This is a genomic window from Rhizobium sp. CSW-27 (genome assembly GCF_018760785.1).
Classification (GTDB): domain Bacteria; phylum Pseudomonadota; class Alphaproteobacteria; order Rhizobiales; family Rhizobiaceae; genus Neorhizobium.
In genome coordinates this window covers 77,226-102,544 of record NZ_JAHHZO010000013.1, presented here as the reverse complement: position 1 = coordinate 102,544, position 25,319 = coordinate 77,226, and the positions used below count along the sequence as shown (strand labels likewise).

The 25,319-nt window shown below is 64.4% G+C and carries 23 protein-coding genes; 18 read left to right on the top strand and 5 right to left on the bottom strand.

Translation table 11 applies throughout. From position 1 onward, the window contains the following. Positions 1 to 164 precede the first annotated feature (164 nt). Together KLP42_RS21210 and KLP42_RS21205 are read left to right on the top strand one after the other, a co-directional pair. Positions 165 to 2,078, top strand: a complete 1,914-nt coding sequence (locus tag KLP42_RS21210) for a L,D-transpeptidase family protein (protein ID WP_502941334.1) — start codon at positions 165 to 167, stop codon at positions 2,076 to 2,078. Positions 2,079 to 2,220: 142 nt separating this feature from the next. After that, positions 2,221 to 3,255 carry an NAD(P)/FAD-dependent oxidoreductase gene (locus KLP42_RS21205; protein WP_215569146.1) on the top strand — a complete coding sequence of 345 codons (1,035 nt, stop codon included), beginning with the start codon at positions 2,221 to 2,223 and terminating at the stop codon, positions 3,253 to 3,255. Here KLP42_RS21205 and gph read toward each other — a convergent pair. Beyond that, positions 3,238 to 3,978 carry a phosphoglycolate phosphatase gene (gene gph / locus KLP42_RS21200; RefSeq protein WP_215569144.1) on the bottom strand — a complete coding sequence of 247 codons (741 nt, stop codon included), beginning with the start codon at positions 3,976 to 3,978 and terminating at the stop codon, positions 3,238 to 3,240. The genes KLP42_RS21205 and gph overlap by 18 nt on opposite strands. Before the next feature lie 156 nt (positions 3,979 to 4,134). On the opposite strand from gph, the gene rpiA reads away from it, so the two are divergent. The 3 genes from rpiA to gor all read left to right on the top strand — a co-directional run bounded on the left by rpiA (position 4,135) and on the right by gor (position 6,940). Beyond that, complete coding sequence (gene rpiA / locus KLP42_RS21195) at positions 4,135 to 4,830, top strand: ribose-5-phosphate isomerase RpiA (protein ID WP_215569143.1); 696 nt, start codon at positions 4,135 to 4,137, stop codon at positions 4,828 to 4,830. A gap of 20 nt (positions 4,831 to 4,850) precedes the next feature. After that, complete coding sequence (locus tag KLP42_RS21190) at positions 4,851 to 5,408, top strand: DUF2059 domain-containing protein (protein ID WP_215569141.1); 558 nt, start codon at positions 4,851 to 4,853, stop codon at positions 5,406 to 5,408. 137 nt (positions 5,409 to 5,545) lie between these two features. Next, positions 5,546 to 6,940: a glutathione-disulfide reductase gene (gor, locus tag KLP42_RS21185; RefSeq protein ID WP_215569140.1), complete on the top strand. Its 1,395-nt coding sequence runs from the start codon at positions 5,546 to 5,548 to the stop codon at positions 6,938 to 6,940. A gap of 91 nt (positions 6,941 to 7,031) precedes the next feature. Here the strand turns inward: gor and KLP42_RS21180 are convergent, their stop codons facing one another. Next, entirely contained in the window at positions 7,032 to 8,324 is a 1,293-nt protein-coding gene (locus KLP42_RS21180; RefSeq protein ID WP_215569138.1) for a pilus assembly protein TadG-related protein, read from the bottom strand. 254 nt (positions 8,325 to 8,578) lie between these two features. Between KLP42_RS21180 and KLP42_RS21175 the strand changes: the two genes are divergently transcribed. From KLP42_RS21175 to bluB, 6 genes are all read left to right on the top strand, one after another. After that, complete coding sequence (locus KLP42_RS21175; RefSeq protein WP_215569193.1) at positions 8,579 to 9,955, top strand: class II 3-deoxy-7-phosphoheptulonate synthase; 1,377 nt, start codon at positions 8,579 to 8,581, stop codon at positions 9,953 to 9,955. Positions 9,956 to 10,120: 165 nt separating this feature from the next. Then, complete coding sequence (locus tag KLP42_RS21170; RefSeq protein ID WP_215569136.1) at positions 10,121 to 10,528, top strand: GFA family protein; 408 nt, start codon at positions 10,121 to 10,123, stop codon at positions 10,526 to 10,528. A 112-nt stretch (positions 10,529 to 10,640) separates the two neighbouring features. After that, positions 10,641 to 12,317 (top strand): NAD+ synthase, encoded by a 1,677-nt coding sequence (locus tag KLP42_RS21165; RefSeq protein ID WP_215569134.1) that lies wholly within the window; start codon positions 10,641 to 10,643, stop codon positions 12,315 to 12,317. A 142-nt stretch (positions 12,318 to 12,459) separates the two neighbouring features. Next, positions 12,460 to 12,846, top strand: coding sequence for a hypothetical protein (locus KLP42_RS21160; protein ID WP_215569132.1), 387 nt, complete (start codon positions 12,460 to 12,462; stop codon positions 12,844 to 12,846). A 132-nt stretch (positions 12,847 to 12,978) separates the two neighbouring features. Continuing rightward, on the top strand, positions 12,979 to 13,809 hold the full coding sequence (locus KLP42_RS21155; RefSeq protein WP_215569129.1) for a TolB family protein: 831 nt from the start codon (positions 12,979 to 12,981) through the stop codon (positions 13,807 to 13,809). A gap of 6 nt (positions 13,810 to 13,815) precedes the next feature. Continuing rightward, entirely contained in the window at positions 13,816 to 14,517 is a 702-nt protein-coding gene (gene bluB / locus KLP42_RS21150; RefSeq protein ID WP_215569126.1) for a 5,6-dimethylbenzimidazole synthase, read from the top strand. Positions 14,518 to 14,539: 22 nt separating this feature from the next. Here the strand turns inward: bluB and KLP42_RS21145 are convergent, their stop codons facing one another. Then, entirely contained in the window at positions 14,540 to 15,238 is a 699-nt protein-coding gene (locus KLP42_RS21145; protein WP_215569124.1) for a hypothetical protein, read from the bottom strand. Positions 15,239 to 15,340: 102 nt separating this feature from the next. Continuing rightward, the gene (locus KLP42_RS21140) at positions 15,341 to 17,668 is read right to left on the bottom strand and encodes an NADP-dependent malic enzyme (protein ID WP_215569122.1); all 2,328 of its coding nucleotides are present in this window, start codon (positions 17,666 to 17,668) and stop codon (positions 15,341 to 15,343) included. Positions 17,669 to 17,893: 225 nt separating this feature from the next. On the opposite strand from KLP42_RS21140, the gene KLP42_RS21135 reads away from it, so the two are divergent. The 6 genes from KLP42_RS21135 to KLP42_RS21110 all read left to right on the top strand — a co-directional run bounded on the left by KLP42_RS21135 (position 17,894) and on the right by KLP42_RS21110 (position 24,342). Beyond that, positions 17,894 to 18,733, top strand: coding sequence for a UDP-2,3-diacylglucosamine diphosphatase (locus tag KLP42_RS21135; RefSeq protein WP_353844904.1), 840 nt, complete (start codon positions 17,894 to 17,896; stop codon positions 18,731 to 18,733). Positions 18,734 to 18,843: 110 nt separating this feature from the next. After that, entirely contained in the window at positions 18,844 to 20,052 is a 1,209-nt protein-coding gene (locus tag KLP42_RS21130) for an MFS transporter (RefSeq protein ID WP_215569119.1), read from the top strand. Positions 20,053 to 20,233: 181 nt separating this feature from the next. After that, positions 20,234 to 21,391 (top strand): ABC transporter permease, encoded by a 1,158-nt coding sequence (locus tag KLP42_RS21125; protein WP_215569191.1) that lies wholly within the window; start codon positions 20,234 to 20,236, stop codon positions 21,389 to 21,391. Between the two features lie 105 nt (positions 21,392 to 21,496). Beyond that, positions 21,497 to 22,336, top strand: a complete 840-nt coding sequence (locus tag KLP42_RS21120) for an ABC transporter ATP-binding protein (protein WP_502941333.1) — start codon at positions 21,497 to 21,499, stop codon at positions 22,334 to 22,336. 4 nt (positions 22,337 to 22,340) lie between these two features. After that, positions 22,341 to 23,711: an MCE family protein gene (locus tag KLP42_RS21115; RefSeq protein WP_215569114.1), complete on the top strand. Its 1,371-nt coding sequence runs from the start codon at positions 22,341 to 22,343 to the stop codon at positions 23,709 to 23,711. Between the two features lie 19 nt (positions 23,712 to 23,730). Then, on the top strand, positions 23,731 to 24,342 hold the full coding sequence (locus tag KLP42_RS21110) for an ABC-type transport auxiliary lipoprotein family protein (RefSeq protein WP_215569112.1): 612 nt from the start codon (positions 23,731 to 23,733) through the stop codon (positions 24,340 to 24,342). Positions 24,343 to 24,432: 90 nt separating this feature from the next. On the opposite strand, the gene KLP42_RS21105 is transcribed toward KLP42_RS21110, so the two are convergent. After that, on the bottom strand, positions 24,433 to 24,942 hold the full coding sequence (locus KLP42_RS21105) for a hypothetical protein (protein ID WP_252193145.1): 510 nt from the start codon (positions 24,940 to 24,942) through the stop codon (positions 24,433 to 24,435). Positions 24,943 to 25,000: 58 nt separating this feature from the next. On the opposite strand from KLP42_RS21105, the gene KLP42_RS26985 reads away from it, so the two are divergent. After that, entirely contained in the window at positions 25,001 to 25,204 is a 204-nt protein-coding gene (locus tag KLP42_RS26985) for a hypothetical protein (protein ID WP_252193144.1), read from the top strand. Positions 25,205 to 25,319 lie beyond the last annotated feature (115 nt).

Sequence of the window (25,319 nt, the reverse complement as noted above, 5' to 3'; positions counted from 1 at the left end):
TGGTTTCTTAATCTTCTGGAAACGATATGGCGAAGCCTCGGCTTCTCCGGCAGGCGATGCCTTGCCATTCGTTTGCTTTTCACGGCGCGGCGCATGCATTAGAGACTTGCGCAACAGGCTTAAACGCTCACTGATTCACGGCTTACAAGGTGACGGGGACAACATTGTCGCACTCCCAGAAAAAGACTAGGCTCGTACTTGCCCTCCTTTCGGGCATTTCCTTCGCATGCATGGGAGCGATCGACGCTCATGCGCTGACGCTCATGGACATGCTGCGCGGCAAGACCCGCCAGAGCGTGCAGGAACAGGTGGAGAGCCAGACGCGCGCGACCGCCCCGACCCAGCGCGAGATCGACATGAGCGATCCCGAGCCGCTGCCGAAGGTTTCCGCGCCGAAATACTTCACCTATCGAGCCGATGCCATGCGCCAGATCAAGGCGCAGAGCTTCCCCGCGGCGCAGGCGAGCGATGCGACGCGTTTCCTGGCCGAGGCGCGGGTGCTTGCGCCCGCCGACGTCGCGGCAGCCGTGGAAGCCTATTACGCCAAGGGCGGTGCGCCGCTCTGGGTCGAAAAGGGAGATCTGACCGAGCGCGCCCGTACGGTTCTGGCGCTGTTCGACAAGGCGGCCGATTACGGCTTCGACCCCGCCGACTACCGCCTGCCGGTGCCGGCGATGACGACGGCGAGCGTTGCGGACGCCTCCGCAAGCGTGGTGCCGGTCTCTGCCGATGCAGCCGGGCTTTCGGAGACAGCGCCCGTCGCCCCGGCGGCCGACCAGCATGACCGCGACCTGATGCAGTTCGAACTGGCGATGTCGGCCAAGGTGGTGATGTTTGCCGAGGACATGGTGCGCGGCCGCATCGATCCGAACCGCATTTCCGAATATCACGACCTGAAGCGCCGCGACGTGAAGCTCGATCTGGTGCTGCCCTTCGTCAGGAATGCGCCGGATGCCGTCGCCTACCTGCAGAGCCTTGAGCCGACCAGTCCCGAATATCAGGCGCTGAAGGCGGAGCTGACGCGGCTTCGCGCCGAAAGCGGTGCGGCCCGGCAGAGCGTGCGCCTGCCGGAGAACCTGCTGCTGAAGCCCGGCAACAGCAGCGCCGATCTCGCCAATCTGGTGGCGGCTATCGAGCACCGCGCTTCCGATACGCTGAAGGCGACCCATGCCGCGACGCTGGCCGCCTATCAGGATACGCCGGAATACGGTCCGGACCTCGTGGAACTGGTGAAGGGCTTCCAGAAGGAAGCCGGTCTCAAGCCCGACGGCGTGGTGGGTCCCGCCACCGTGCGCGCCATTGCCGGTCACACGACTGACGACAAGATCGAGAAGGTGATCGTCGCCATGGAGCAGTCCCGCTGGCTGCCGGAGGACCTGGGCGATCGCTACGTCTTCATCAACCAGCCGGCCTTCCGCGTCTATTACCATGACCAGGGCCGCGAGCAGTTCTCCATGCGCGTGGTGGTCGGCTCGCCGAGCCACCAGACCTTCTTCTTCCATGACGAAATCAAGACCGTCGAGCTGAACCCCTACTGGGGCGTGCCGCAGTCGATCATCATCAACGAAATGCTGCCGAAGCTGCGCCAGGACCCGACCTATCTCGATCGCATGGGCTACCAGGTGGAGGTCGGCGGCAAGGCGGTGTCCTCGACGGCGGTCAACTGGTTCGCCTCGACCCAGTCGGTCTCCGTGCGCCAGCCGCCCTCCAGCGACAATGCACTCGGGGAACTGAAGATCCTGTTCCCGAACGCACATGCGATCTACATGCACGACACGCCGCAGAAGAGCTTCTTCCAGCGCGACATGCGCGCGCTCAGCCACGGCTGCGTGCGCCTTGCCGAGCCGCGCAAGATGGCGGCTGCCGTGCTCGGCATCAGCGAGCAGGACGTCGGCGCGCGCATCGCCCAGGGCAAGAATGTCGCCGTGCCGGTAACGGCAAAGATCCCGGTCTACGTCTCCTATTTCACCGCCTGGCCGAACAAGGACGGCAAGGTGGAATATTTCGACGATGTCTATGGCCGCGACAGCGCCGTCGAAAAGGCCTTTGCCGCCACCACCAAGGCGCGCGGCGCCTGATTTTCCGGGAAGTTTGCGACAAAACGCCCGCGGTGACGAGCCGCGGGCGTTTTGCGTTGCGGGCGGACTTTGTGGGGCGAGACATCTACCTGACATGGAGGCTGTGTAAAGGCCTCAGCCTTGTAACAGGCGGAGGCTGGTCATGAAGGTCATCGTGGTGGGGGCCGGCATCCTGGGCGCGGCTGTCGCCTTTCACCTGTCACGGATTCCCGGTCTTGCGGTGACGGTGATGGAAAGGGGCGCAGCGCCGGCGGCTGGTGTCACCGGTCTGGCATTTGGCTGGGTCAATCTGATCTATTCCGACCCGGATGATCACGCGTCCTACCAACTGAGGCAGGCAGCCTTCGAGGACCACCTCCGCCTGTTGCGGGACGAGCCCGCTCTTTACGGTCCTGTACGGCGCGGTTCGTTGATCTGGAAGAAGACGTCCGACGCGACAGAGGCGATGGCAAGCCGGCAGAAGGGCGCGGGCACGCTGGTTGACCTTGTCAATGCGCGCAGCGTCGCTCGGCTCGAACCGCATCTTGCGCTGGTGCCGGAGGTGGCGGCCTATGTGCCGGACGATATCGCCCTGAGCCCGGCCGTGCTCGCCGCAAACATGCTGGCCGATGCCGCGGGTCGCGGCGCATCCGTCCATTATGGTCAGGCGGTCGTTCTGCTGCAGACCCATGCGGGCAGGATCGTCGGCGTGAGAACCGCCGATGGCATGCACGGTGCCGATGCCGTGGTGATTGCGGGCGGGGAAGGGACGGGTGCCCTCGTTCACGAATTTCTGCCGGAGCTCGGGCTTTTCGTCTCCCCGACCATTCTTTTCGAGTTCGCGGCGCAGCGCCAAGCTGTTGCGCATATCGTGTGCGGGCCGGACATCGAGGTCAGGCAGAACGCCTCGGGGATGGTGATTGCCGCAGAGGGTTACATCGATGATCGGCCTGAAAATGCGCCGGCCCGTTATGGCCAGCGTGTCGGAGCAATCATCGAAGCGCATTTTCCGCAGCTTGGAACGCTTCGCCTGCAATCGGCCCGCGTCGGCTATCGACCCATGCTCTCGAACGGAATGCCGCATCTCGGACCGGTCCCTGGCGTGGATGGGCTGCATCTGGCGGTGGGACATCCCGGCGTCATTCTGGCGCCTCTTGCCGGACGGCGGCTTGCAGAAGCGCTAGCGGGCGGCGGTTGAGGCCTGCGCAATCACCGTCCGGACGAGTTCTGCCGTCAGTTCCCCGAAATGGCCGATGATGCGGGTGGGGGCAAGTTCGGCGACCGGAACGTCGGAATAGCCGAAGGTGACGCCGATCGAGCCGATGCCGGCGTTCTTCGCGGCCATGATGTCGTTGATGCTGTCGCCGATCAGGATGCTGCGGGCAGGCTCGCCGCCGGCGCGCTCGATGGTGCCGAGCAGATGGCGGGCGTCAGGCTTGCGCACGGGGAAGGTATCGCCACCGGTGATCGCGGCGAAGCGCTTCGTCAGATGCATCTTGTCGAGAAGCGGCAGGGCAAGCTGTTCCAGCTTGTTGGTGCAGACCGCAAGGCGCATGCCGGCCGCCTCCAGCCGGTCGAAGCAGTCGGTCAGTCCGTCATAGAGCCGGCTCTTGCCCGGCATGTGCTGGCTGTAGTGATCGAGGAAGCGGGCAAGCAGAGGCTCAACCTCGCTTTCGTCCAGCGGTGCCTCGCGCAGCGCGAAGGCCCGGCGGATCATCACGCGCGCGCCCTGGCCGACGAGATGCGTCAGATCCTCGAAGGTGACGGGGGCGAGGTCGCGGGCGGCGATGGTGTGGTTGAGGCTGTCGATCAGATCCGGGGCGGTATCGATCATCGTGCCGTCGAGATCGAAGACGACGAGGGTGTTCGTCACGGGCGTGCCTTTCCAAGCGGGACTGTCTGCGGGCGAGTCTTGTGGCATGTATGGCCATCCGCTTAAGGCTTCGGGCCCGCTTTGGCAATTTCGCGCGACTGCTAATCTTCGCGATGCACGATGGTTTGCCACCACCGGGGCCTTTTGTTTGGCCGGCGGGCCGTGTAAACAGCGATCGGCGAAACTGACGGGAGCTTGTGGCGCATGGACGCCCGCGAAATGAAGGTGAAGGCGGCAGAGGCCGCGCTTCAGCACGTTGAAGACGGTATGCGGCTTGGCATCGGCACCGGTTCCACCGCGGAGGAATTCGTCCGCCTGCTGGCGGAAAAGGTGGCCGAGGGCCTGAAGGTGGAGGGGGTGCCGACCTCCGAGCGCACGGCGCGGCTGTGCCTCGAACTCGGTGTTCCGCTGAAGTCGCTGGACGAGCTGCCGGAACTCGACCTAACCATCGACGGTGCCGACGAGATGGACGCGGCCCTGACCCTGATCAAGGGCGGCGGCGGCGCGCTGCTGCGCGAGAAGATCGTGGCGGCGGCCTCCGCCCGCATGATCGTGATCGCCGACGAGACGAAGCTGGTCGAGACCCTCGGCCGTTTCCCGCTGCCGATCGAGGTCAATCCGTTCGGACTGGCAGCCACCCGCATCGCCATCGAGAAATGCGCCGAACGCCTTGGGCTTGCAGGCGAAATCCGGCTGCGACGGGCGGGCGAGTCGGTGTTCACCACGGATGGCGGCCACTTCATTCTCGACGCATCTTTTGGCCGTATTCCTGATGCAGAGGCACTTTCAACCCAGCTGAATTCCATACCCGGTGTCGTGGAGCACGGGCTGTTCATCAACTTGGCGTCCTTTGCGATCATTGCCGGCCCGTCGGGTGCGCGGACGCTGAAGGCGAATTAAAGACAGGAGCATTGAAACCAATGATCAGACAAGCGGTTCTCGGCCGCGCAGCGGCGCTTGCACTTCTCTTCTCCGGCGCCGTCTTCGGTGCATCTGCCCAGGCGCAGGAACTCACCGATGCGCATCTGAAGGCGGCGCGCGAGGTGATCTCGGCGCTGAACGCCACCGAACGCTACGATGACATCCTGCCGAGCCTCGCTGAGCGGCTGAAGAACGAGTACACGCTGACCTCGCCGAACTACCAGGCGCAGATCGCCAAGACCGTGGATGCGGAAGCCCTTGCTCTGGCGCCGCGCCGTGCGGATCTGGAAAAGGAAGTCGCCACCATCTTCGCCCGCTCCTTCACCGAGGACGAGCTGAAGAAGATCGCCGCCTTCTATTCCTCCGATCTCGGCCAGAAATATCTGAAGACGCTGCCGCTCATCCAGCGCGAATCGGTGCGTGCCGCGCAGATCTGGGCCAACGGCATTTCCCGCGACCTGACGACCAACAGCTCGGACAAGCTGCGCAGCGTCATCGACGCCTCGGCCGTCAAGGCCCCGGCCGCCCAGGTGGATGCACCGGCCGCCAAGCCCTGAGCGGCTGCAGCAGAAACGACCATCAGGAGCCCGGAGCGATCCGGGCTTTTCCTTTTGCGCGCTGCGACATTATATCAGGGCCAACCGGCGCCGCCTCATCCCGCGCCATTTCCGAAACATCGACAGGAGTTTTTTCGATGGCCACATTTGATTACGATCTTTTTGTGATTGGCGGCGGGTCCGGCGGCGTGCGCTCGGCAAGGCTGGCGGCCGGCCTCGGCAAGAAGGTGGCGATCGCCGAGGAATACCGTTTCGGCGGCACCTGCGTGATCCGCGGCTGCGTGCCGAAGAAGCTCTTCGTCTATGCCTCGCAATATCACGAGCATTTCGAGGATGCCGAAGGCTATGGCTGGACGGTGGGCGAAAGCCGTTTCGACTGGAAGGCGCTGGTGGCGGCCAAGGACAAGGAGATCACCCGGCTCGAAGGTCTGTACCGCCGCGGGCTGGAAAATGCCGGCGCGGTGCTTCTCGACACGCGCGCTGAACTGGTCGGCCCGCACGAGATCCGCCTGCTGGCGACCGACCGCGTCGTGACCGCCGAAACCATCATCATCGCCACCGGCGGCACGGCCAATCCGCATGCGGCGCTGCCCGGCCATGAACTGTGCATCACCTCCAACGAGGCCTTCCACCTGGAGGCGCTGCCGAAATCGATCCTGATTGCCGGCGGCGGCTATATCGCGGTGGAATTCGCCAACATCTTCCACGGGCTCGGCGTCGACACGACCCTCATCTATCGCGGCAAGGAAATTCTGTCGCGCTTCGACCACGACATGCGCCAGGGCCTGCACAAGGCGATGGAGGCCAAGGGCATCCGCATCGTGCTGACCGACGTGATCGAGGAGGTGACGACCTCGCCGGCCGGCGGGCTCTCCGCCCGAACCAAGGCGGGCGCGACGATTGCCGCCGAGCAGGTGATGCTGGCGCTCGGCCGTGATCCCAATACCCACGGGCTCGGTCTGGACAAGGCGGGCGTTGCCGTCGACGAGCGCGGCGCCGTGATCGTCGATGCCTATTCGCGAACCAATGTGCCGCACATCTTTGCCCTCGGCGACGTGACCGACCGCGTGCAGCTGACGCCGGTCGCGATCCACGAGGCGATGTGCTTCATCGAGACCGTCTATCGCAACAACCCGACCGCCCCGGACCACGACCTGATTGCGACCGCCGTCTTCTCGCAGCCGGAGATCGGCACCGTCGGCCTGTCGGAGGAAGAGGCGGCGAAGAAGTTCGACGAGATCGAGGTCTACCGCGCCGAATTCCGGCCGATGAAGGCGACGCTTTCCGGCCGCGCCGAAAAGATGATCATGAAGCTTGTCGTCAATGCCGCAGACCGCAAGGTGGTGGGCGCGCATGTGCTTGGTCACGATGCCGGCGAGATGGCGCAGCTTCTCGGCATTTCGCTGAAGGCCGGGGTGACGAAGGACGATTTCGACCGCACCATGGCCGTGCATCCGACGGCGGCCGAAGAACTGGTGACGATGTACAAGCCGAGCTACCGCGTGAAGGGCGGCGAGCGCATCGACGGCTGATCGCCCTGCCCGGTGCCATCGCAACCTTTGCTTGCCTTTACCTCTCCGGCGGGTTCTTGCGCTCGCCGGAGATGTTTTGTGTTCCGTTCCGTCAGCCGCTGAGGCGCGGCGCGCTGATCACCTTGCGGAACAGCGACTGCATGGCTTCGACAATGCCCTCGTTCGGAGCGACGGCGAAGAAATAGCCGGGGGAGGCGCAGGCCTGCATGTGCGGCGAGATCCTGGCATCGAAGGGCTTGATCCAGCGTTTCCACCAGCTGTCGTTCGGCAGCGGCAGATAGGTTGTATAGAGCACGGCGATCTTGACGCCGTTCTGCTTCAGGGGCGTGCAGAAGCTGGTATCGATCGGTTCCTGGCAGCGGGTGCCCTTCAGCTCTTCCGTGCAGTCTGGCTTGTCGGCATCCGCCACGCCGTCCGAGACGAAGAACAGCACCTTCTGCCGGTTGCTGCTGGTGGTGCCGTTGCCGCCGGTGCCGATGATGGTCTTCAGGCTGGTCAGCGCCGCATCGAAATCCGTCAGCTGATTGCTCTTGTAGTTGTTCTTCGGCGTGGTCATCAGGTCGAGCGCATCGGTGGCGGCGCGTACCTTTGCCATGTCGGCGCTCATCGCCGCCACTTCCGTCAGCCCGGCCGTTTCGGCGGTTGCACCGAAGCTGTAGACGGCCATGCGGTACTGGTTGGCGGTCTGGGCATATTTGACGGCGTCCTGCGTCAGTTCCTGTGTCGCCTCGCGCACCACGTCGATGCGCATCTTGACGCCGAGCGACTTGGCAAGAAGGTAGTAATTGTCAGGGTTCTGCGTTTCGTGGCAGGCAAAGGCGCAGCTGTCCGACGTGTTCCGCTGCATGGTGGCAATGTCGGCGGCGGTGGCGCCGAGCCCCATCGAGGGCGTGTTGTCGAGCAGCATGTAGAAGTCGACGAAGGCATTGGTCTGGTAGGTGGCGGTTGCCGTGCCGCTGACCTGCATGCTGTCATAGCCGAAGATCGACATGAAGGCGGTCGGCACCTCGGCGCTGAAGGTGAGGGAGGAATAGAGGTCGCCGCCGCTGCGGCTGACGTCGATATCGACCCGGGTGACCTTTGCCGCGACATTCGGGCCGAGCTGGGCGTTGAAGAGATGCAGCGCATCCTGCGTACCGACGGCAACCGTGCCGTCGCCGCCCATGGCAAGCGCGGCGGCAACGCTTGCCGATTTCTCCGACAATGCGCCGAGCGCTGCCGCATCCGCCGCAGCCATCAGCGCCGTGCGCTGGTCGAGCGTGTAGCCGACATCGATCGCCATGCCCGCGACGCCGATCAGCGGCGTGGCGAGGAGGGCGGTCATCGTGCCGAAATTGCCGGCCCGATCGCGGAGAAATCCGCGGACGAAATCGATAAGCTGCATGTAGAAACGCCATCAAACGCAAAATGAACGGTGAATGCGGCATCATGCTGCGCAAGAGGGCTTCATTGCCCCCGTCTCCTGTCAAGCCTAAAGGGTTTTCGTTGGAGAAGCGCCAACAAACAGGGTGAACGAGCCCTTGCCGGGGCCGATGGAGCGGCCGGTTTTCACCCTAGGCAAGCGAGCTGCAAAGGTTTATAAGCCGCCGACTTGTGACACCGCTGCGCAGGAGCCGCAGCAAGGAACGGATGACGACGATGGCACAGAACTGGACCCCGACCTCGTGGCGGCACAAACCGATCCAGCAGGTTCCGGACTATCCGGACATGGAGGCGCTGAAGGCGACCGAAGCCCAGCTCGCCACCTTTCCGCCGCTCGTCTTTGCCGGTGAGGCCCGTCGTCTGAAGAAGAGCCTTGCCCAGGTGGCAGAGGGTAACGGCTTCCTGTTGCAGGGCGGCGATTGCGCCGAAAGCTTCATGGAGCATGGCGCAGACACCATCCGCGACTTCTTCCGCGCCTTCCTGCAGATGGCCGTGGTGCTGACGTTCGGTGCCCAGCAGCCGGTGGTCAAGGTTGGCCGCATTGCCGGCCAGTTCGCCAAGCCGCGCTCCTCCAACATCGAGAAGCAGGGCGATGTGGAACTGCCGTCCTACCGCGGCGACATCATCAACGGCATCGAATTCACGCCGGACGCCCGCGTGCCGAACCCGGAGCGCCAGCTGATGGCCTACCGCCAGTCGGCCGCCACGCTGAACCTGCTGCGTGCCTTCGCCATGGGTGGCTATGCCAACCTCGAAAACGTGCACCAGTGGATGCTGGGCTTCGTCAAGGATTCACCCCAGGGCGAGCGCTACCGCAAGCTGGCTGCGCGCATCTCCGAGACCATGGACTTCATGAAGGCGATCGGCATCACCTCGGACAACAATCCGAGCCTGCGCGAAACCGATTTCTTCACCAGCCACGAGGCGCTGCTTCTGGGCTATGAAGAGGCGCTGACGCGCGTCGATTCCACCTCGGGCGACTGGTACGCGACCTCCGGCCACATGATCTGGATCGGCGACCGCACTCGCCAGGCCGACCATGCGCATGTGGAGTTCTGCCGCGGCATCAAGAACCCGATCGGCCTGAAGTGCGGCCCCTCGCTGCAGCCGGACGATCTCCTGCGCCTGATCGACATCCTGAACCCGGGCAACGAGGCCGGCCGTCTGACGCTGATCTGCCGCTTCGGCCATGACAAGGTGGCCGATCACCTGCCGAAGCTGATCCGCGCCGTGGAGCGCGAAGGCCGCAAGGTGGTCTGGTCCTGCGATCCGATGCATGGCAACACGATCACGCTCAACAACTACAAGACGCGTCCCTTCGAGCGGATCCTGTCGGAAGTGGAAAGCTTCTTCCAGATCCACCGCGCCGAAGGCTCGCATCCGGGCGGCATCCACGTGGAAATGACCGGCAAGGACGTGACGGAATGCACGGGCGGTGCCCGCGCCGTTTCCGCCGGCGACCTGCAGGACCGCTACCACACCCATTGCGACCCGCGCCTCAATGCCGACCAGGCCCTGGAACTTGCCTTCCTGCTGGCCGAGCGGATGAAGAGCGGCCGCGACGAGAAGCGCCTCGCTGTTGCCAACGGCTGAGCCGCACCGGGAACAGGGTGAATGATCAAGGGCCGGCGCCTCTCGCGCCGGCCTTTCCGTTTCAGGGGATGTTCAATATTCCTGATGCCTTGCTTCATCCGAACCGATTTGACCTTTTGGTGCCGGGCGCCGAGACTGGCCTCTCGCGCAAGGGAGAAGCAGCGTATGGACGAGACTATGCACGAAGGCGGATGCCTGTGCGGCAGCGTGCGGTTCAGGACCACGGGCCGACCTGGGCCGGTGATCGCCTGCCACTGCTCGCAGTGTCGGCGGCAGACGGGGCTTTACTATGCCACCACCGATGTGGCGCTTGATGCGATCCGCATCGAGGGGGAGGCTTCCGTCTCATGGTACCGCGCAAGCGACAAGGCAGCGCGCGGTTTCTGTGGCCGGTGCGGATCGGCACTGTTCTGGCGGGCGGACGGGGCGGATCGCATCGCGGTGATGGCGGGGGCCTTCGACCAGCCGAGCGGACTTGCGATGGACCACCACATCTATTGCCTCGACAAGGCGGATTTCTACCGGATCAACGACGGCCTGCCGCAATACGACACCTATCCGCCCGCCAGTTGACGGGCGCGCCGGGTGCGTGCGGCAGAGCAGGCGGCGGTCTTGTCGTGGCGGTTGCAAAAAATTCACCGGCGGCAGCGTTGCTCCGCCGCAGGGCGCACGCTAAATCAGGCCCATGACCCAAGCACACGCCAAGACCCTCCGCATCGCTCTTGCCCAACTCAACCCGACCGTCGGTGACGTGACCGGCAATCTGGCGCTGGCGCGCGAGGCGCGCCGCGACGCGGCACGGCAGGGGGCGGACCTCATTGTCTTCACGGAGCTTTTTCTCTCCGGCTATCCGCCGGAAGACCTGGTGCTGAAGCCCTCCTTCCTGAAGGCCTGCTGGAAGGCGCTGGAAGCGCTGGTGGAGGAGACCAGGGATGGCGGCCCCGGCATCGTGATCGGCCTGCCGCGGCAGGGCCCGAAGGGGCGGCACAATTCGGTGGCGATCGTCGATCAGGGCGCGATCCTTGCGCTGCGCGACAAGATCGACCTGCCGAATTACGGGGAATTCGACGAGAAGCGCGTCTTCGACGAAGGCGAGATGCCGGGGCCGGTGAATTTTCGCGGCGTGCGCATCGGCGTGCCGATCTGCGAGGAGATCTGGAACGATCTCGGCGTCTGCGAGACGCTGGCCGAAAGCGGCGCCGAACTTCTGATCGTCCCGAACGGCTCGCCCTATTATCGCGGCAAGGTGGATGTGCGCCATCAGGTGGCGCTGCGGCAGGTGATCGAAAGCGGCCTGCCGCTGATCTTCGTCAACCAGCTGGGCGGCCAGGACGAACTGGTGTTCGATGGCGCAAGCTTTGGCTTCAATGCCGACAGGACGCTGGCCTTCCAGATGAGCGAGTTCGAGACGGCGATCGCGGTGACCGACTGGCACAGCGATGGCGAGACCTGGCGCTGCACGCATGGGCCGGTGGTGGCGATCCCCGAACGGGAGGAGGCCGATTACCGCGCCTGCCTGCTCGGCTTCCGTGACTATGTGAACAAGAACGGCTTCAAGAGCGTGGTGCTCGGTCTCTCCGGTGGCATCGATTCGGCCGTCTGCGCGGCGATCGCGGTCGATGCGCTGGGTGCCGAGCGGGTGCGCACCGTGATGCTGCCCTATCGCTATACCTCCGAAGACAGCTTCAAGGATGCAGCCGATTGCGCGAAGGCGCTTGGCTGCCGCTATGACATCGTGCCGATTTCCGAGCCGGTCGAGGGCTTTCTCTCGGCGCTGTCCGACACTTTCGAAGGCACCGAAGAGGGCATCACCGAGGAAAACCTGCAGAGCCGCACGCGCGGCACCATCCTGATGGCGATCTCCAACAAGTTCGGTGCCATGGTGGTAACGACCGGCAACAAGTCGGAAATGTCGGTGGGCTATGCCACGCTCTACGGTGACATGAATGGCGGCTTCAACCCGATCAAGGACCTTTACAAGATGCAGGTCTATGCGCTGGCCGAATGGCGCAACCGGCATGTGCCGACCGGCGCGCTGGGGCCGGGTGGCGAGGTGATCCCGCACAACATCATCGCCAAGGCACCCTCGGCGGAGTTGCGGCCGAACCAGACCGACCAGGATTCGCTGCCGCCCTATCCGGTGCTGGACGATATCCTCGAATGCCTGGTCGAGGGCGAGATGGGCACGGAGGAGATCGTGGCACGCGGCCATGACGTGGCAACCGTGCACCGCGTCGAGCATCTGCTCTATCTCGCCGAATACAAGCGCCGCCAGTCGGCGCCGGGCGTGAAGATCACCAAGAAGAATTTCGGTCGCGACCGGCGCTATCCGATCACCAACCGGTTCCGCGACCGCGGCTGACAGCCGCGGCGGACCGTGTGCGCCGACAGGAGCGGGTGCGCCTTCAGGGCAACACCCGGTGCGGTACTGTCGCTGCGGCCGGTCGAATTGACTGGTAATCAGGAACGCCGTGTGCGCAGGATGGGTTTTTAAGGAACCGCTCATGCGCCTGACGATCTCCACCTTCATTTTTCTGGCGCTGGCCGGCGGCGCAGCGCATGCCGTGGAGCGGCCGACGGTGGTTACCCTGACGGATCAGCCACAGGTCCAGCAGTTCAGCGGCGTCTCCACCGTCGGTGTGTCGAAGTCCTATACCGTCAAGACATCGGGCAGCCGCAAGGTGACCTTCCACATCGAGGCGGACAACGAGACCTGCGGCGCCGAACTGCGCACCGATGCCGAACTCGGTTTCATGCCGGAATTCCGCCACTTCCCGACGACGCGGGTCGAGGAGGCGGATGCCGGCGAGACATTCCGCATTTCCCTGTTCCAGACGCGCGCTGCACGCCTCAAGGGAACGCCCTGCACCTTCCTGCTGTCGATCGAGTAAGGCGGCCCGCCCGCCGCGCCAAAACGAGGCGCGGCGGCGTGGCGACGCCTTGATGCCGGACCGCCAACGGGTCTAAGGAGGTGCCGACGGACGCCCGCCTGCAAGGCGAGTCCGAGGATCGGGAGGACATACGTGCGCAGTTCCGTCGAAATCTATGACCTGGCGAGTCGCTCGTCCCGGGTGGTTTGGCAGACGAATGAGCTGTTCGAGGCACCGAACTGGTCGCCGGATGGTCGTTTCCTGTTGCTGAACAGCGAGGGGCGCCTCTACCGGCTGCCCTTGTCCGGCGCGACGCATCCAGAGCCGGTCGATACCGGCTTTGCCATCCGCTGCAACAACGATCACGGCATCGCTCCCGATGGCCGCCATATCGCGATTTCCGACAAGTGCGAGTTCGGCAAGACCGCGATCTACGTGCTGCCGGCCGAGGGGGGCGCGCCGACGCTGGTGACCCGGAACCTGCCAAGCTACTGGCACGGCTGGTCGCCGGATGGCGCCCGCTTCACCTATTGCGGCATCCGCAACGACGTGTTCGACATCTATACCATTGCCATGGACGGCAGCGACGAGCGCCGTCTGACCCATGGCGAAGGGCGCAATGACGGACCGGACTACTCGGCGGATGGCCGCTGGATCTATTTCAATTCCAGCCGCAGCGGCCGCATGCAGATCTGGCGCGTGCCGGCCACCGGCGGTGAAGCGGAGCGGATGACCGACAGCCCGTTCGGCGACTGGTTTCCGCATCCCTCGCCGGATGGCCGCAAGGTGGTGTTTCTGTCCTATGATGGCGACGTCTTCGATCATCCGCGCGATCTGGATGTGCGGGTGCGGCTTATGAACCCGGATGGCAGCGGCGTGGAGACGCTGTTCGAGCTGTTTGGCGGCCAGGGCACCATGAACTCGCCCAACTGGGCGCCGGACAGTTCCGCCTTTGCCTATGTCCGCTACTTTCCCGTGGAGTGACTGGTCATGAGCGAGCATGAGACGCCCTGCAATGGCGCAGGGCTTGCCCCGGCCGGCCCCTTTCCGGAGGCGGAGCGCACGGCAATTTACCACGCCATCCACACCAGGCGCGACGTTCGCGACCAGTTCCTGCCGGATCCCTTGCCGGAGGATCTGCTGCGTCGCCTGCTTGAGGCAGCGCATGCGGCTCCCTCCGTTGGCTTCATGCAGCCCTGGAGCTTTATCCTGATCCGCGAGGCTGCAATGCGCCAGCGGGCCTGGGAGGCCTTTTCCAGGGCCAACGAGGAGGCGGCCTCGCTGTTTGCCGACGAGAAACAGGCGCTTTACCGCAGCCTGAAGCTGGAAGGCATCCGCAAGGCGCCGCTCTCCATCGTCGTCACCTCGGACCCGGATCGGGCCGGGCCTGTGGTGCTGGGGCGCACGCACAATCCCCGCATGGATGTCTACTCCACCGTCTGCGCCGTGCAGAACCTGTGGCTGGCGGCGCGTGCCGAAGGGGTGGGCGTCGGCTGGGTCAGCATCTTCCGCGACGAGGACGTGCGCGCGCTGCTCGGCATACCGGAGCGCGTCGAGATCGTTGCCTGGCTCTGCCTCGGCTATGTGGAGGAACTCTACCAGGCGCCGGAACTGGCGCTGAAGGGCTGGCGCCAGCGCCTTGACCTTGATGAACTGGTGTTCTGCGAGCGCTGGGGCGAGCCGGGGCGATAGTCCGCTGCGGCCTCGTGCCGGCCTATTGCGTCGGCTGCACGCCGGGACCGGCCGGATGGGCCAAATCGATCCTGTCGTCATCCGGGAAGAAGGCCGGGCCGACCATGCGCACAGGCTTGCTCGGATCCCACGGACGATCCGGCGGGCCGCCGCGGCGCACCGGCTGCTGTGGTTCGATCTTGCTGCGCAGCGGCGTCGGTGCCGATACGGCCGATGGCGCCGGCGGCGCGGGCGGCTTCGGCAGTTCGGCCGGTCGCGGCTGCAGCCGTTCCTGCTCCAGAGCGGAAAAATCGATCTCGCCACAGCGCAATGCCCGCATCTCCTTACGGATATCGGCTTCGCTGCGGCCGAGCGAGCGGACGACCTGCTGCGGACCCTGGCGTCGGGCGATGATGGCCCTCCGGTTGCTTTCCATCGCGGTCAGCGTCGTGGAGAGGTCGTGGCAGGGATCGCGATAGCCGTCATGATAGGTGAGGATGCTGCTGTCCGGCTGGCCAATGCGGCAGCCAAGCTCCTGCATCTCAAGCCGTACCTGGCGGATTTCCCGGTTCTGTTCGGTCAGCGCCTGGGCGAAATCGCGCACCTCCTGCGTGTTGCCGATCACCCTCGGGGTTGCTGCAATCTGCTTGCCGAGCGACAGGCAGCGCGCCGCATTTTCGGCTGCCATGGCAGAGGCCGGCAGCAAGGCCAGCAGGATGGAAAGGAGCGAAGTCACCCGCATCAAAGGCTCCCGGCAATCATGTGTCTGTCGGGACGGCAGAATGCCGCCCCGACATTGACAATCTGATAAAGGCACGCAGGAAACCTAGGGCGTCAGGGCCTTTTAGCCAGTGGTGGCGAAATCGGCGTGCGAAGCCTCGACCACGGCAAGCGCCGCCATGTTGACCACGCCGCGCGAGGTGACCGAGGTCGACAGGATATGCGCCGGCTGGGCCGCGCCCAACAGGATCGGCCCGACATGCAGCGCGTCCATCATGCTGCGGGCAATGCCGAGCGAGATGTTGGCCGCATCGAGATTCGGGAAGACGAGAAGATTGGCCTCGCCGGAGAGCGCACTGTTTGGCATGGCGCGCTTGCGCAGCGTTTCCGAGAGTGCCGAGCCGGCCTGCATTTCGCCATCCACTTCCAGATCCGGCGCCCGTTCGCGCACCAGTTCCAGCGCATCGCGCATCTTTCGGGCGCTTTCGGAATTGCGCGAGCCGAAGTTCGAATGGCAGATCAGCGCTGCCTTGGGCGTGATGCCGAAGCGGCGGATTTCCTGCGCGGCGAGCACGGTGATCTCGGCGATCTCCTCATGCGTCGGATTGTAGTTGACGAAGGTATCGGTGAAGAAGACCGGACCCTTCTGGGTGATCAGCAGGCTCAAGCTGGAGAAGGCCTTGACGCCCGGACGCTTGCCGATGATCTGGCCGACATCCTTGAGGTGCCGGTCGAAACGGCCTTCGACGCCGCAGATCAGCGCATCCGCCTCGCCGCGCTTGACGGACAGCGCGCCGATCACCGTGTTGTTGGTGCGCACGATGGTGCGGGCCGCTTCCGGATTGATGCCGGCGCGGCCGACGAGCGCGAAATAGTCATCCACGTAATCGCGGTAGCGCGGATCGTCTTCCGGGTTTACCACGGCGAAATCGACATTCGGGCGAATGCGGATCCCGAACCGCTTCAGGCGCGCCTCGATAACCGAGGGGCGGCCGATGAGGATCGGGATGCCGGTCTTTTCCTCGAGCAGCACCTGGGCGGCGCGCAGCACGCGCTCGTCCTCGCCTTCGGCGAAGACGACCCGCTTCTTCTCCGCCTGCTTGGCGCTGGTGAAGATCGGCTTCATGACGAAGCCCGAACGCCAGACGAAACGGTTCAGCTGGTCGAGATATTGGTCGAAATCGGTGATCGGACGGGCTGCAACGCCGGTCTCGGCGGCTGCCTTCGCCACGGCCGGGGCAATGCGCAGGATGAGGCGCGGATCGAACGGCGAGGGGATGAGGTAGTTCGGTCCGAAGACCGGTGTTTCATCCGCATAGGCGCGGGCGGCAACGTCTGAGATTTCCTCGCGGGCAAGGCCGGCAATCGCCTTGACCGCCGCCATCTTCATTTCTTCGTTGATGGTGGTCGCGCCGCAATCGAGCGCGCCACGGAAGATATAGGGGAAGCAGAGGACGTTGTTGACCTGGTTCGGGAAGTCCGACCGGCCGGTGCAGATCATCGCATCGGGACGCGCCGCACGCGCCAGTTCCGGCATGATTTCCGGCGTCGGGTTGGCGAGCGCCATGATCAGCGGCTTTTCCGCCATCTGTTCGAGCAGTTCCGGCTTCAGAACGCCGGCGGCCGAGAGACCGAGGAAGACGTCGGCGCCGCCGATCGATTCGGCAAGCATGCGCTTGTCGCTCTTCTGCGCGTAGATTTCCTTCCACGGGTCCATCAGCACGTTGCGGCCGTCGTAGACGAGGCCTTCGATGTCATGCACCCAGATGTTTTCGCGCCGGGCGCCGAGCGAAACGAGAAGGTTGAGGCAGGCGAGCGCCGCAGCGCCGGCGCCCGAGGTGACGATCTTGACGTCCTCGATCTTTTTGCCGGCCAGTTCCAGCCCGTTGAGGATGGCGGCGGCGACGATGATCGCCGTGCCGTGCTGGTCGTCGTGGAAGACCGGGATGTTCATCTTCTCGCGCAGCTGGCGCTCGACCTCGAAACATTCCGGAGCCTTGATATCCTCGAGATTGATGCCGCCGAAGGTGGGCTCCAGTGCCGAAATGGTCGAGACCATCTGGTCGACGGTGTCGGCGGCGATTTCGATGTCAAACACGTCGATCGCGGCGAACTTCTTGAAGAGGACGGCCTTGCCCTCCATCACCGGCTTGGAGGCGAGCGGTCCGATATTGCCGAGGCCGAGCACGGCCGTGCCGTTGGAGATCACCGCGACCAGGTTGGCGCGTGCGGTATAGTCGGCCGCGGTTTCCGGGTTGTCGCGGATGGCGATGCAGGGGGCGGCGACGCCCGGCGAATAGGCAAGTGCCAGGTCGCGCTGGTTGCCGAGGGGCTTGGTGGCGACGATCTCCAGCTTGCCGGGGCGCGGATAGCGGTGGAAGAAAAGCGCCTGTTCGTCCAGGTCCGCCTTGGCCGGGGTGGTTTCCGACATCCCCTTCTGCTGCTGCTCCATCGCCATCTCCTTTGTCAGTCTTTCGTCTAAGGGGTCTCTTACATCAAACAGCGTGGAGGAACAGCACTGAAATATCGGTGATCACCGGCGAAAAATGTGGCGCAACCGCCGATTTTCGCACTCGCGAAGGCGCGGCGGCCCTTATCCGCCCCGGTTGTCATGTTCCTGATAAACGAGTCTGGTTTTGAACGGTTGAGGGCGGTGCGTGAAGAAAGGGTGAATTTCGTGACCGAGGCAGCCGAGACACGTCATTTCCGGACTCTGTTCATTTCCGATGTTCACCTGGGATCGAAGGCCGCGCGGACCGATTTCCTGCTGGATTTCCTGCGTCATCACGAGGCTGACACCATTTACCTGGTCGGCGATATCGTCGACGGCTGGCGCCTGAAGCGCAACTGGTACTGGCCGCAGGGTTGCAACGACGTGATCCAGAAGCTGTTGCGCAAGGGCCGCAAGGGTGCCCGCATCGTCTATATTCCCGGCAATCACGACGAATTCCTGCGCGACTTTCCGGGCATTCACTTCGGCGGCATCGAGGTGGTGGAGCGCACGGTGCACGAGGCGGCCGACGGCAAGAAATATCTCGTGCTGCATGGCGACGAGTTCGACGTGGTGGTGCGCAACATCCGGCTTCTCGCCTATCTGGGCGACTGGGCCTATGACGCCGCCATTGCCATCAACGTGGTGCTGGCTGCGGTCCGGCGGCGCCTGAACCTGCCTTACTGGTCGTTTTCGGCCTGGGCCAAGCTGCAGGTGAAGCAGGCGGTGAACTTCATCGGCGAATTCCAGAAGGTGGTAGCCGAGGAGGCCCGCCGCCATCAGGTGGATGGCGTCATCTGTGGCCATATCCACCATGCGGTGATGGAGGATATCGAGGGCATCCGCTACATCAACACCGGCGACTGGGTGGAAAGCTGCACGGCGATTGCCGAACACATGGACGGCACCTTCGAGCTGATCAACTGGCAGCGGGCAGGCCTCGGCCAGGGCCGGAGCGACGCGATGGAACCGGTTGCGATCCCACCGGCGATGGTGTCGCCTGCCGGTGACATGCAGGCCGCCTGAGCAAGCGCAGCTCCGCCGCATGCACTCTGCCGTGCAATTGGCGGATAGGCAGCGCGCATCGCGCATGCTAGAGGCTGTGGCATCCCGCCCGATGCCATACCGGAGCCCCCGTGGCCCAAGTTCCCGTATCTTCAGCCTCCGCGTCCAAGACCGCCGTTCCGCCCCTGTTTGCCGGTCGCTGTGCCTTCGGCTACGCGGCCGCCCTCGGCGTGAACGGCATCCTGCTGCCCTATTTCCCCGTCTGGCTGCGTTCGCTGGCATTGAACGACGTGGAGATCGGTCTCATCCTGTCGCTGCCCATCGTGCTGCGCATCATCAGCGCGCCGCTGGCCGGCCTCCTGGCGGACCGGCTGTCGGAACGGGCGCGAATCCTGCTCTTCTCCTCGCTTCTGTCGATTGCCGCCGCGCTGGCGCTGATGGTGGCGCAGGGTTTCTGGCTGGTCCTGGTGATCTTCTGCATTCAGGGGGCGGCTTTTGCGCCCTTCACCCCGGTTCTCGAATCGATCACGGTGATGGGCGTGCGCCGCTGGGGCTTCCGCTACGGCACGATCCGGGTGTGGGGCTCGATCGGCTTCGTGGTGATGACGCTGCTGGCCGGGCAGGCGCTTTCGCACTTTTCCGCCGCCGTGGTGCCGCTGGCCGTGACGCTGGCCTTTTCGGTGACGCTGGTGGCCGCGCTTGCCGTGCCGAGGCTTGGACGTGCAGCCGCCCGGCCGCCGGCACAGGTACAGGCGCGAACGGGCGCAGCCGTGCCGGCGCCGTCGCTGCACCTGCTGATGATCGGCTGCACCGTGGTGCAGTCCACGCATGGAATGTACTACGCCTTTTCCGCCATTCACTGGGAAAGCATCGGCTTTTCCGGCTCCCAGATCGGCCTTCTGTGGTCGGCGGGCGTGATGGCCGAGATCCTTTTCTTCTTCCTCTCCAGCCGCATCGCGCGCCGCGTCTCGCCGATCCGGCTGATGCTGTTCGGCTCTGTGGTGGCGATCCTGCGCTGGGTGCTGTTCGTTCAGCCGATCGGCTTTGCCGCCGCGCTGCTTTTGCAATGCAGCCATGCCTTCAGCTTCGCCTTCCTGCATTTCGGCATGCAGCAGAAGATTGTCGAGACCGTGCACGAGAGTCAGGAATCGACGGTGCAGGGGGCCTATTTCTTCTATACCGGCGCGTTTCTTGCCGCCTCCACCTTCCTGTCTGGCGTGATCTACCGGCAGTTCGGCCAGGAGGGTTATTATGCCATGGCGCTGACGGCGGCCTGTGGCCTGCTTCTCGTGCTGCTGGCCGGGCGCAGGGCCTCGACCGCCGCTGCCACCCAGCGGTGAATGCCCGGCCGGCGCTGCTGCCGTTGCGCGCCGAAAAGCGCCTTTTCCTTCAATTCGTTGTGGCTTTGTGGTGACGCAGCCGCCTTTTGCGCCATGCCTGCATGGCAATTCCCCAACCGGTGGCTATATTGCGCCTCTCATCGGTGGGAACAACCGTGCGCCCGAGCAGCGATATATGCATATGAAGCCCAAGCGGGCCAACGGTCCGCAAGCCATCATCGAACAGGACGATTCGGCGGGAGCGGAGCAGCGTCTGGTGCTGTCCGGCGACTGGCGCAGCCGTGGAATTTCCGCCGTGGCCGGCCAGATCCTGTCCATCGGGAAGCGGGGCGGAGCGGGGCGCCTGGAACTCGACGTTTCCGGCATCGAGCATGTCGATACCGCCGGCGGCTGGCTGATCCGCCGGCTGGTGACGAGCCGGCAGCAGGCGGGCGCGGACGTGGTGCTGCTTGGCGCCAGCCAGGCGCTGAAGGACCTGCTGGAGGTGCTGCCGGACAAGACACCGGTTCCGCCTGCAGGCGATGGACCGCGTGCCCGGCTGTTCGACCGGCTGTTCTCGCCGGTCGGGATGACGGTGGTCGAACTCTACCGCGACACGGTGGCGGGCATGAACATCCTGGGCTCGGCGGTGGCCGGCGCCCAGATGAAGCTGGGGCGCAATACCGGCGTGACGCCGGCCTCGGTCGTCACCCATATCGACCGCATGGGTGTGCGCGCGGTGCCGATCATCGTGCTGATGTCCTTCCTGATCGGCGCGATCATTGCCCAGCAGGGCGCCTTCCAGCTGCGCTATTTCGGCGCGGAGCTCTTCGTGGTCGATCTGGTCGGCATCCTGCAGCTGCGCGAGATCGGCGTGCTGTTGACCGCGATCATGATCGCCGGCCGTTCCGGCAGCGCCATCACGGCCGAGATCGGCTCGATGAAGATGCGCGAGGAGATCGACGCGCTGACGGTGATCGGCCTCAATCCGGTCGGCGTGCTGGTGTTTCCCCGTCTGGTGGCGCTGACGATCGCGCTGCCGCTTCTGACGATCATCGCCAATTTCGCGGCTCTCTACGGTGCCTCGATCGTCACCTGGCTCTATTCGGGCATCACCTTCGAAACCTTTCTCGGTCGCCTGCACGAGGCGGTGGACTATTCCTCGGTGGCCGCCGGCATGATCAAGGCTCCCTTCATGGCGCTGGCGATCGGCATCGTTTCCGCCGTCGAGGGACTGAAGGTCGGCGGCAGCGCCGAATCGCTCGGACAGCACGTTACGGCCTCGGTGGTGAAATCGATCTTCGTGGTGATCCTGATGGATGCGCTGTTTGCCATCTTCTATTCCGCCATCGACTTCTAGGATGGGGGACGGCATGCGGCGGGACGACAATGTGACGGATATGGATGCGGGAAGCGGGCAGAGTGCCGTTTCCGCAGTGACGTGAGATCTGAACCAGGGATGCGCATGGCAGTTCAGGACCAGGCAATCGAGGCGACGGAGCGCCCGCAGGACGAGCGGGTGATCCTCTCGGTGCGCGACCTGACGGTCGGCTTCGGCCAGAAGACCGTTCTGGAACATCTCGACCTCGACGTCTATCGCGGCGAGATCCTCGGCTTCGTCGGGGCCTCCGGCACCGGCAAGTCGGTTTTGATGCGCACCGTGCTCCGGCTTCTGCCGCATCGCTCCGGCTCGATCCATATCCTCGGCGTCGATTACGAAAAGGCCGACCAGCGGCAGCGCATGGCGCTCGACATGCAGCTCGGCGTGCTGTTCCAGCAAGGCGCGCTGTTTTCCTCGCTGACGGTCAAGGAGAACATCCAGCTGCCGATGCGCGAATATCTCGACCTGCCGCAATCGCTGATGGACGAACTGGCCTATCTGAAGATCGACATGGTGGGGCTCGCGCTTGATGCCGCCGACAAGTACCCGTCGGAACTGTCGGGTGGCATGATCAAGCGGGCGGCGCTGGCGCGCGCACTGGCGCTCGATCCGGCGCTGGTCTTCCTCGACGAACCGACCTCCGGTCTCGATCCCATCGGGGCGGCGGAGTTCGACATGCTGATTGCACGATTGCGCGATACGCTGGGCCTGACGGTCTACATGGTCACGCACGACCTCGACAGCCTCTTTTCCGTCTGCGACCGCATTGCGGTGCTGGGCAAGAAGCGGGTGCTGGTGGAGGGCACGCTGGATGATATGCTCGCCTGCGACGATGCGTGGGTGCAGTCCTATTTCCGTGGCAAGCGCGCCCGCAGCATCGTTACCGACGGCCAGAATGCCGGCCAAGTGCCAGGAAAGTCATAGGAACATGGAAACGAAAGCCAATTACGCCATCGTCGGTTTCTTCACGCTGCTGGTTGTCGCGGCCGCCTTCGGCTTCGTCTACTGGATGGCGCAGTATGGCCGCGGTGGTCCCATGTCGGAGCTGGCGATCCGCATTCCGGGCTCGGCCAACGGCCTGTCGGTCGGCTCCGCGGTGCGCTTCAACGGTATTCAGGTCGGCTCCGTGCGCAGCCTGTCGATCGATCCGGAAGATCCGCGCTATTCGATTGCCTTCACCGAGGTGCAGACATCCTCGCCGATCTATCCCTCCACCAAGGCGGTGCTGGAAGTGCAGGGCCTGACGGGCGCGGCCTATATCGAACTGTCCGGCGGGCGCACCGGCGAGGACAACCTGTTGAAGAAGGCGGAGGAGACGGGACGTCCGGCCGTGCTGATCGCCGACCAGTCGAGCGTTACCAACCTGCTGGCCACCGCCGACAAGATCCTGCAGCGCGCCGATGACGCGATCGGTCAGATCCAGGGCTTCGTCACGGATGCGCGCGGTCCGCTGACACGCACCATCGAGCATGCGGAGGCCTTTACCGGTGCCCTCAGTGCCAATTCCGACGCGATCGACGACTTCCTGAAGAGCCTGTCGACGCTGGCCGGCACGTTCAACCGCGTCTCCGACCGGCTGGATTCGACGCTGGAGGCCGTCGACGGGCTGGTCCGTGCCATCGATGCCAACAAAATCAACAACATCGTCTCGAATGCGGAGAAGGTGACCGGTGACATTGCCCAGTCGACCGGGCAGCTCGACACGATCATGTCGCAGGTGCGCGAGGCTGCCACCGGCTTCAACCAGGCGGGCGTCGAGGCGCAATCGGTGCTGAAGCGTGCCGACACGCTGCTGGCCGCCGTCGATGCCGACAAGGTGAACCATGCCGTAAGCAACATCACGGACGCCAGCGCCGATGCCCGCAGCGCCATTGCGTCTGCCCGCGAGGTGGTGGATGGCGTTGCGGATCGTCGCGACGAAATCAACAAGGCGATCGAGGATTTCACGCAACTGGCTCAGAAACTGAATCAGGCATCGAGCCGCGTCGACGGCATTCTCGCCAAGGTGGACGGCATGGTGAGCGGATCGGATTCGCAGGGCCTGTTTGCCGAGGCGCAGAAGACGCTGGAATCGATCCGCGCCACCGCCGACAACCTGAATGCGCGCATCGGCCCGATTGCCGACAACCTGACGCGCTTCTCCGGCACTGGGCTGCGCGACGTGCAGTCCCTGGTCAGCGATACGCGCCGGGCTGTGGATAACCTCAATCAGACCATCACCAACTTCGACCAGAACCCGCAACGGTTGATTTTCGGTGGCGACACGGTGAAGGAATATGACGGCAGGACGCGGCGTTGAGTGGAAGAGTGAGACGAGCATGACGGAAACCCACACCATCAAGGGACCGGTGAAAGCCCGCTCCTTCCTCGCGCTGCCGCTGATGGCGCTGCTGCTGGCCGGCTGCGGCACGCAGACCAGCAACGACACCTTCGACCTGGCGCTGACGCCGGTGGCCGACGGCCCGCCCGCCCGCAGCCGGCAGATCCTGGTGCCGGAGCCGACCGCCCTGAAGCTGCTCGACAGCGATCAGGTGGTGGTGCGCGTGTCGCCCTCCGAGATCCAGTATCTCGCCAATTCCCGCTGGGGCGACCGCCTGCCGCGCATGGTGCAGTCCAAGCTGGTGGAGGCCTTCGAAAACAGCCGCAAGCTGGCCGGTGTCGGGATTCCGGGGCAGGGGCTGGCGATTGACTACCAGGTCGTGACCGACATCCGCGCCTTCGAGGTGAGCACGTCCGGACCACGGATGGCGACGGTGGAAATCTCGGCGAAGCTGCTCAACGACCGCAATGGCACCATCAAGGCGCAGAACGTGTTCCGCGCCAGCGTGCCGGTATCGGGCGAGGCGAACGACCAGTTTGTCGCCGCCATCAACCGCGCCTTTGCCAAGGTGGGCAGCGAGATCGTCGACTGGACGTTGCGCTCGTTGTAAAGCGCGCTGGCCTGGGCGATCTCGCCAGGTGATCAAGGCCGGGAAGGTGAGCGTGGCCGCGGGGTTAGCCCCGGCCGGTCCTGCGTGACGTCAGAACGCCGCATTTTCCGTTGTCAGCATGTGCCGGGCCAGAAGCATGCGCGCGGTGACGAAGCTCCATGTTTGCGGCACGTCGCCCAAAGAGGTATGGCCGGCAAGAAACGCGGCGAGCGGGCAGGCAAGCAGCTGTGAGGCTTCGTTGCGATCTGGCGCATGCTCTGCCCCTGTCATGATGGCTTCAGCGTCGGACCGGCTGACCGTCAGGAAGAACAGTTCCGGGTGGCAGAAGATCCGGTCATAGGCCAGACCGATGGCGAAGGATCGGGACGCTACCAGATCGGTGACCGCAATTTCCTCCTCGACTTCGCGGGCGATCTCCTGCAAGTGATCAAGCTCACCATCCTCTTGCGGAGGAAGCGCATAGCCGCCAATCAGATAAAGCGCCCCCGGGTTCTGCTCCGCCGTGAGGCTTCGACGGGTCACGATCACCTGCTCGTCGGCAGTCAACACGAGCGCGGTCAATCCGAGCGGATCGGCTCTCTGGGTGCCCGCATGCTCCACCGCAAAGTCCGGATGCCGCGTGGCGACATAGGCGGAATAGCTGGTGCGGCTTCCCTCCATGACCAATCGCGCACCGTTGATGCGGCAAGCGTCCAGACCGAAGCAGGCTTCCGTCGAAGATGGCGGCATGTCTGGCAAGGTGCGCCGCCCATCCCTGCTGCCGGCGCTGTTCTACATCCTGCCGGAGTTCGAACCGGCCTCGGCAGCCGCATTCGATCTGATCGACGGGAATGCTGAACGACTGATCGGCAAACATGGATAAGTCCCTGTTGGGCCGGGCGTGTCGTCCGGCTTTGACATGATGCGAGGCAAGACAAGCGCTTGTCGAGAACGTTGCCACCCTCTGCCCGTGACTGATCCGTTGGATCATCGACAGC

Bases quoted from the DNA above. Each gene is read 5' to 3' on its own strand.
- KLP42_RS26985 (WP_252193144.1), top strand. From the start codon at position 25,001: ATGACCAATCGCGCACCGTTGATGCGGCAAGCGTCCAGACCGAAGCAG.
- KLP42_RS21110 (WP_215569112.1), top strand. From the start codon at position 23,731: ATGACGGAAACCCACACCATCAAGGGACCGGTGAAAGCCCGCTCCTTC.
- gor (WP_215569140.1), top strand. From the start codon at position 5,546: ATGGCCACATTTGATTACGATCTTTTTGTGATTGGCGGCGGGTCCGGC.
- bluB (WP_215569126.1), top strand. From the start codon at position 13,816: ATGAGCGAGCATGAGACGCCCTGCAATGGCGCAGGGCTTGCCCCGGCC.
- KLP42_RS21125 (WP_215569191.1), top strand. From the start codon at position 20,234: ATGAAGCCCAAGCGGGCCAACGGTCCGCAAGCCATCATCGAACAGGAC.
- rpiA (WP_215569143.1), top strand. From the start codon at position 4,135: ATGGACGCCCGCGAAATGAAGGTGAAGGCGGCAGAGGCCGCGCTTCAG.
- KLP42_RS21140 (WP_215569122.1), bottom strand. From the start codon at position 17,668: ATGGAGCAGCAGCAGAAGGGGATGTCGGAAACCACCCCGGCCAAGGCG.
- KLP42_RS21160 (WP_215569132.1), top strand. From the start codon at position 12,460: ATGCGCCTGACGATCTCCACCTTCATTTTTCTGGCGCTGGCCGGCGGC.
- KLP42_RS21120 (WP_502941333.1), top strand. From the start codon at position 21,497: ATGGCAGTTCAGGACCAGGCAATCGAGGCGACGGAGCGCCCGCAGGAC.
- KLP42_RS21165 (WP_215569134.1), top strand. From the start codon at position 10,641: ATGACCCAAGCACACGCCAAGACCCTCCGCATCGCTCTTGCCCAACTC.
- KLP42_RS21170 (WP_215569136.1), top strand. From the start codon at position 10,121: ATGGACGAGACTATGCACGAAGGCGGATGCCTGTGCGGCAGCGTGCGG.
- KLP42_RS21180 (WP_215569138.1), bottom strand. From the start codon at position 8,324: ATGCAGCTTATCGATTTCGTCCGCGGATTTCTCCGCGATCGGGCCGGC.
- KLP42_RS21145 (WP_215569124.1), bottom strand. From the start codon at position 15,238: ATGCGGGTGACTTCGCTCCTTTCCATCCTGCTGGCCTTGCTGCCGGCC.
- KLP42_RS21190 (WP_215569141.1), top strand. From the start codon at position 4,851: ATGATCAGACAAGCGGTTCTCGGCCGCGCAGCGGCGCTTGCACTTCTC.
- KLP42_RS21115 (WP_215569114.1), top strand. From the start codon at position 22,341: ATGGAAACGAAAGCCAATTACGCCATCGTCGGTTTCTTCACGCTGCTG.
- KLP42_RS21205 (WP_215569146.1), top strand. From the start codon at position 2,221: ATGAAGGTCATCGTGGTGGGGGCCGGCATCCTGGGCGCGGCTGTCGCC.
- gph (WP_215569144.1), bottom strand. From the start codon at position 3,978: ATGCCACAAGACTCGCCCGCAGACAGTCCCGCTTGGAAAGGCACGCCC.
- KLP42_RS21175 (WP_215569193.1), top strand. From the start codon at position 8,579: ATGGCACAGAACTGGACCCCGACCTCGTGGCGGCACAAACCGATCCAG.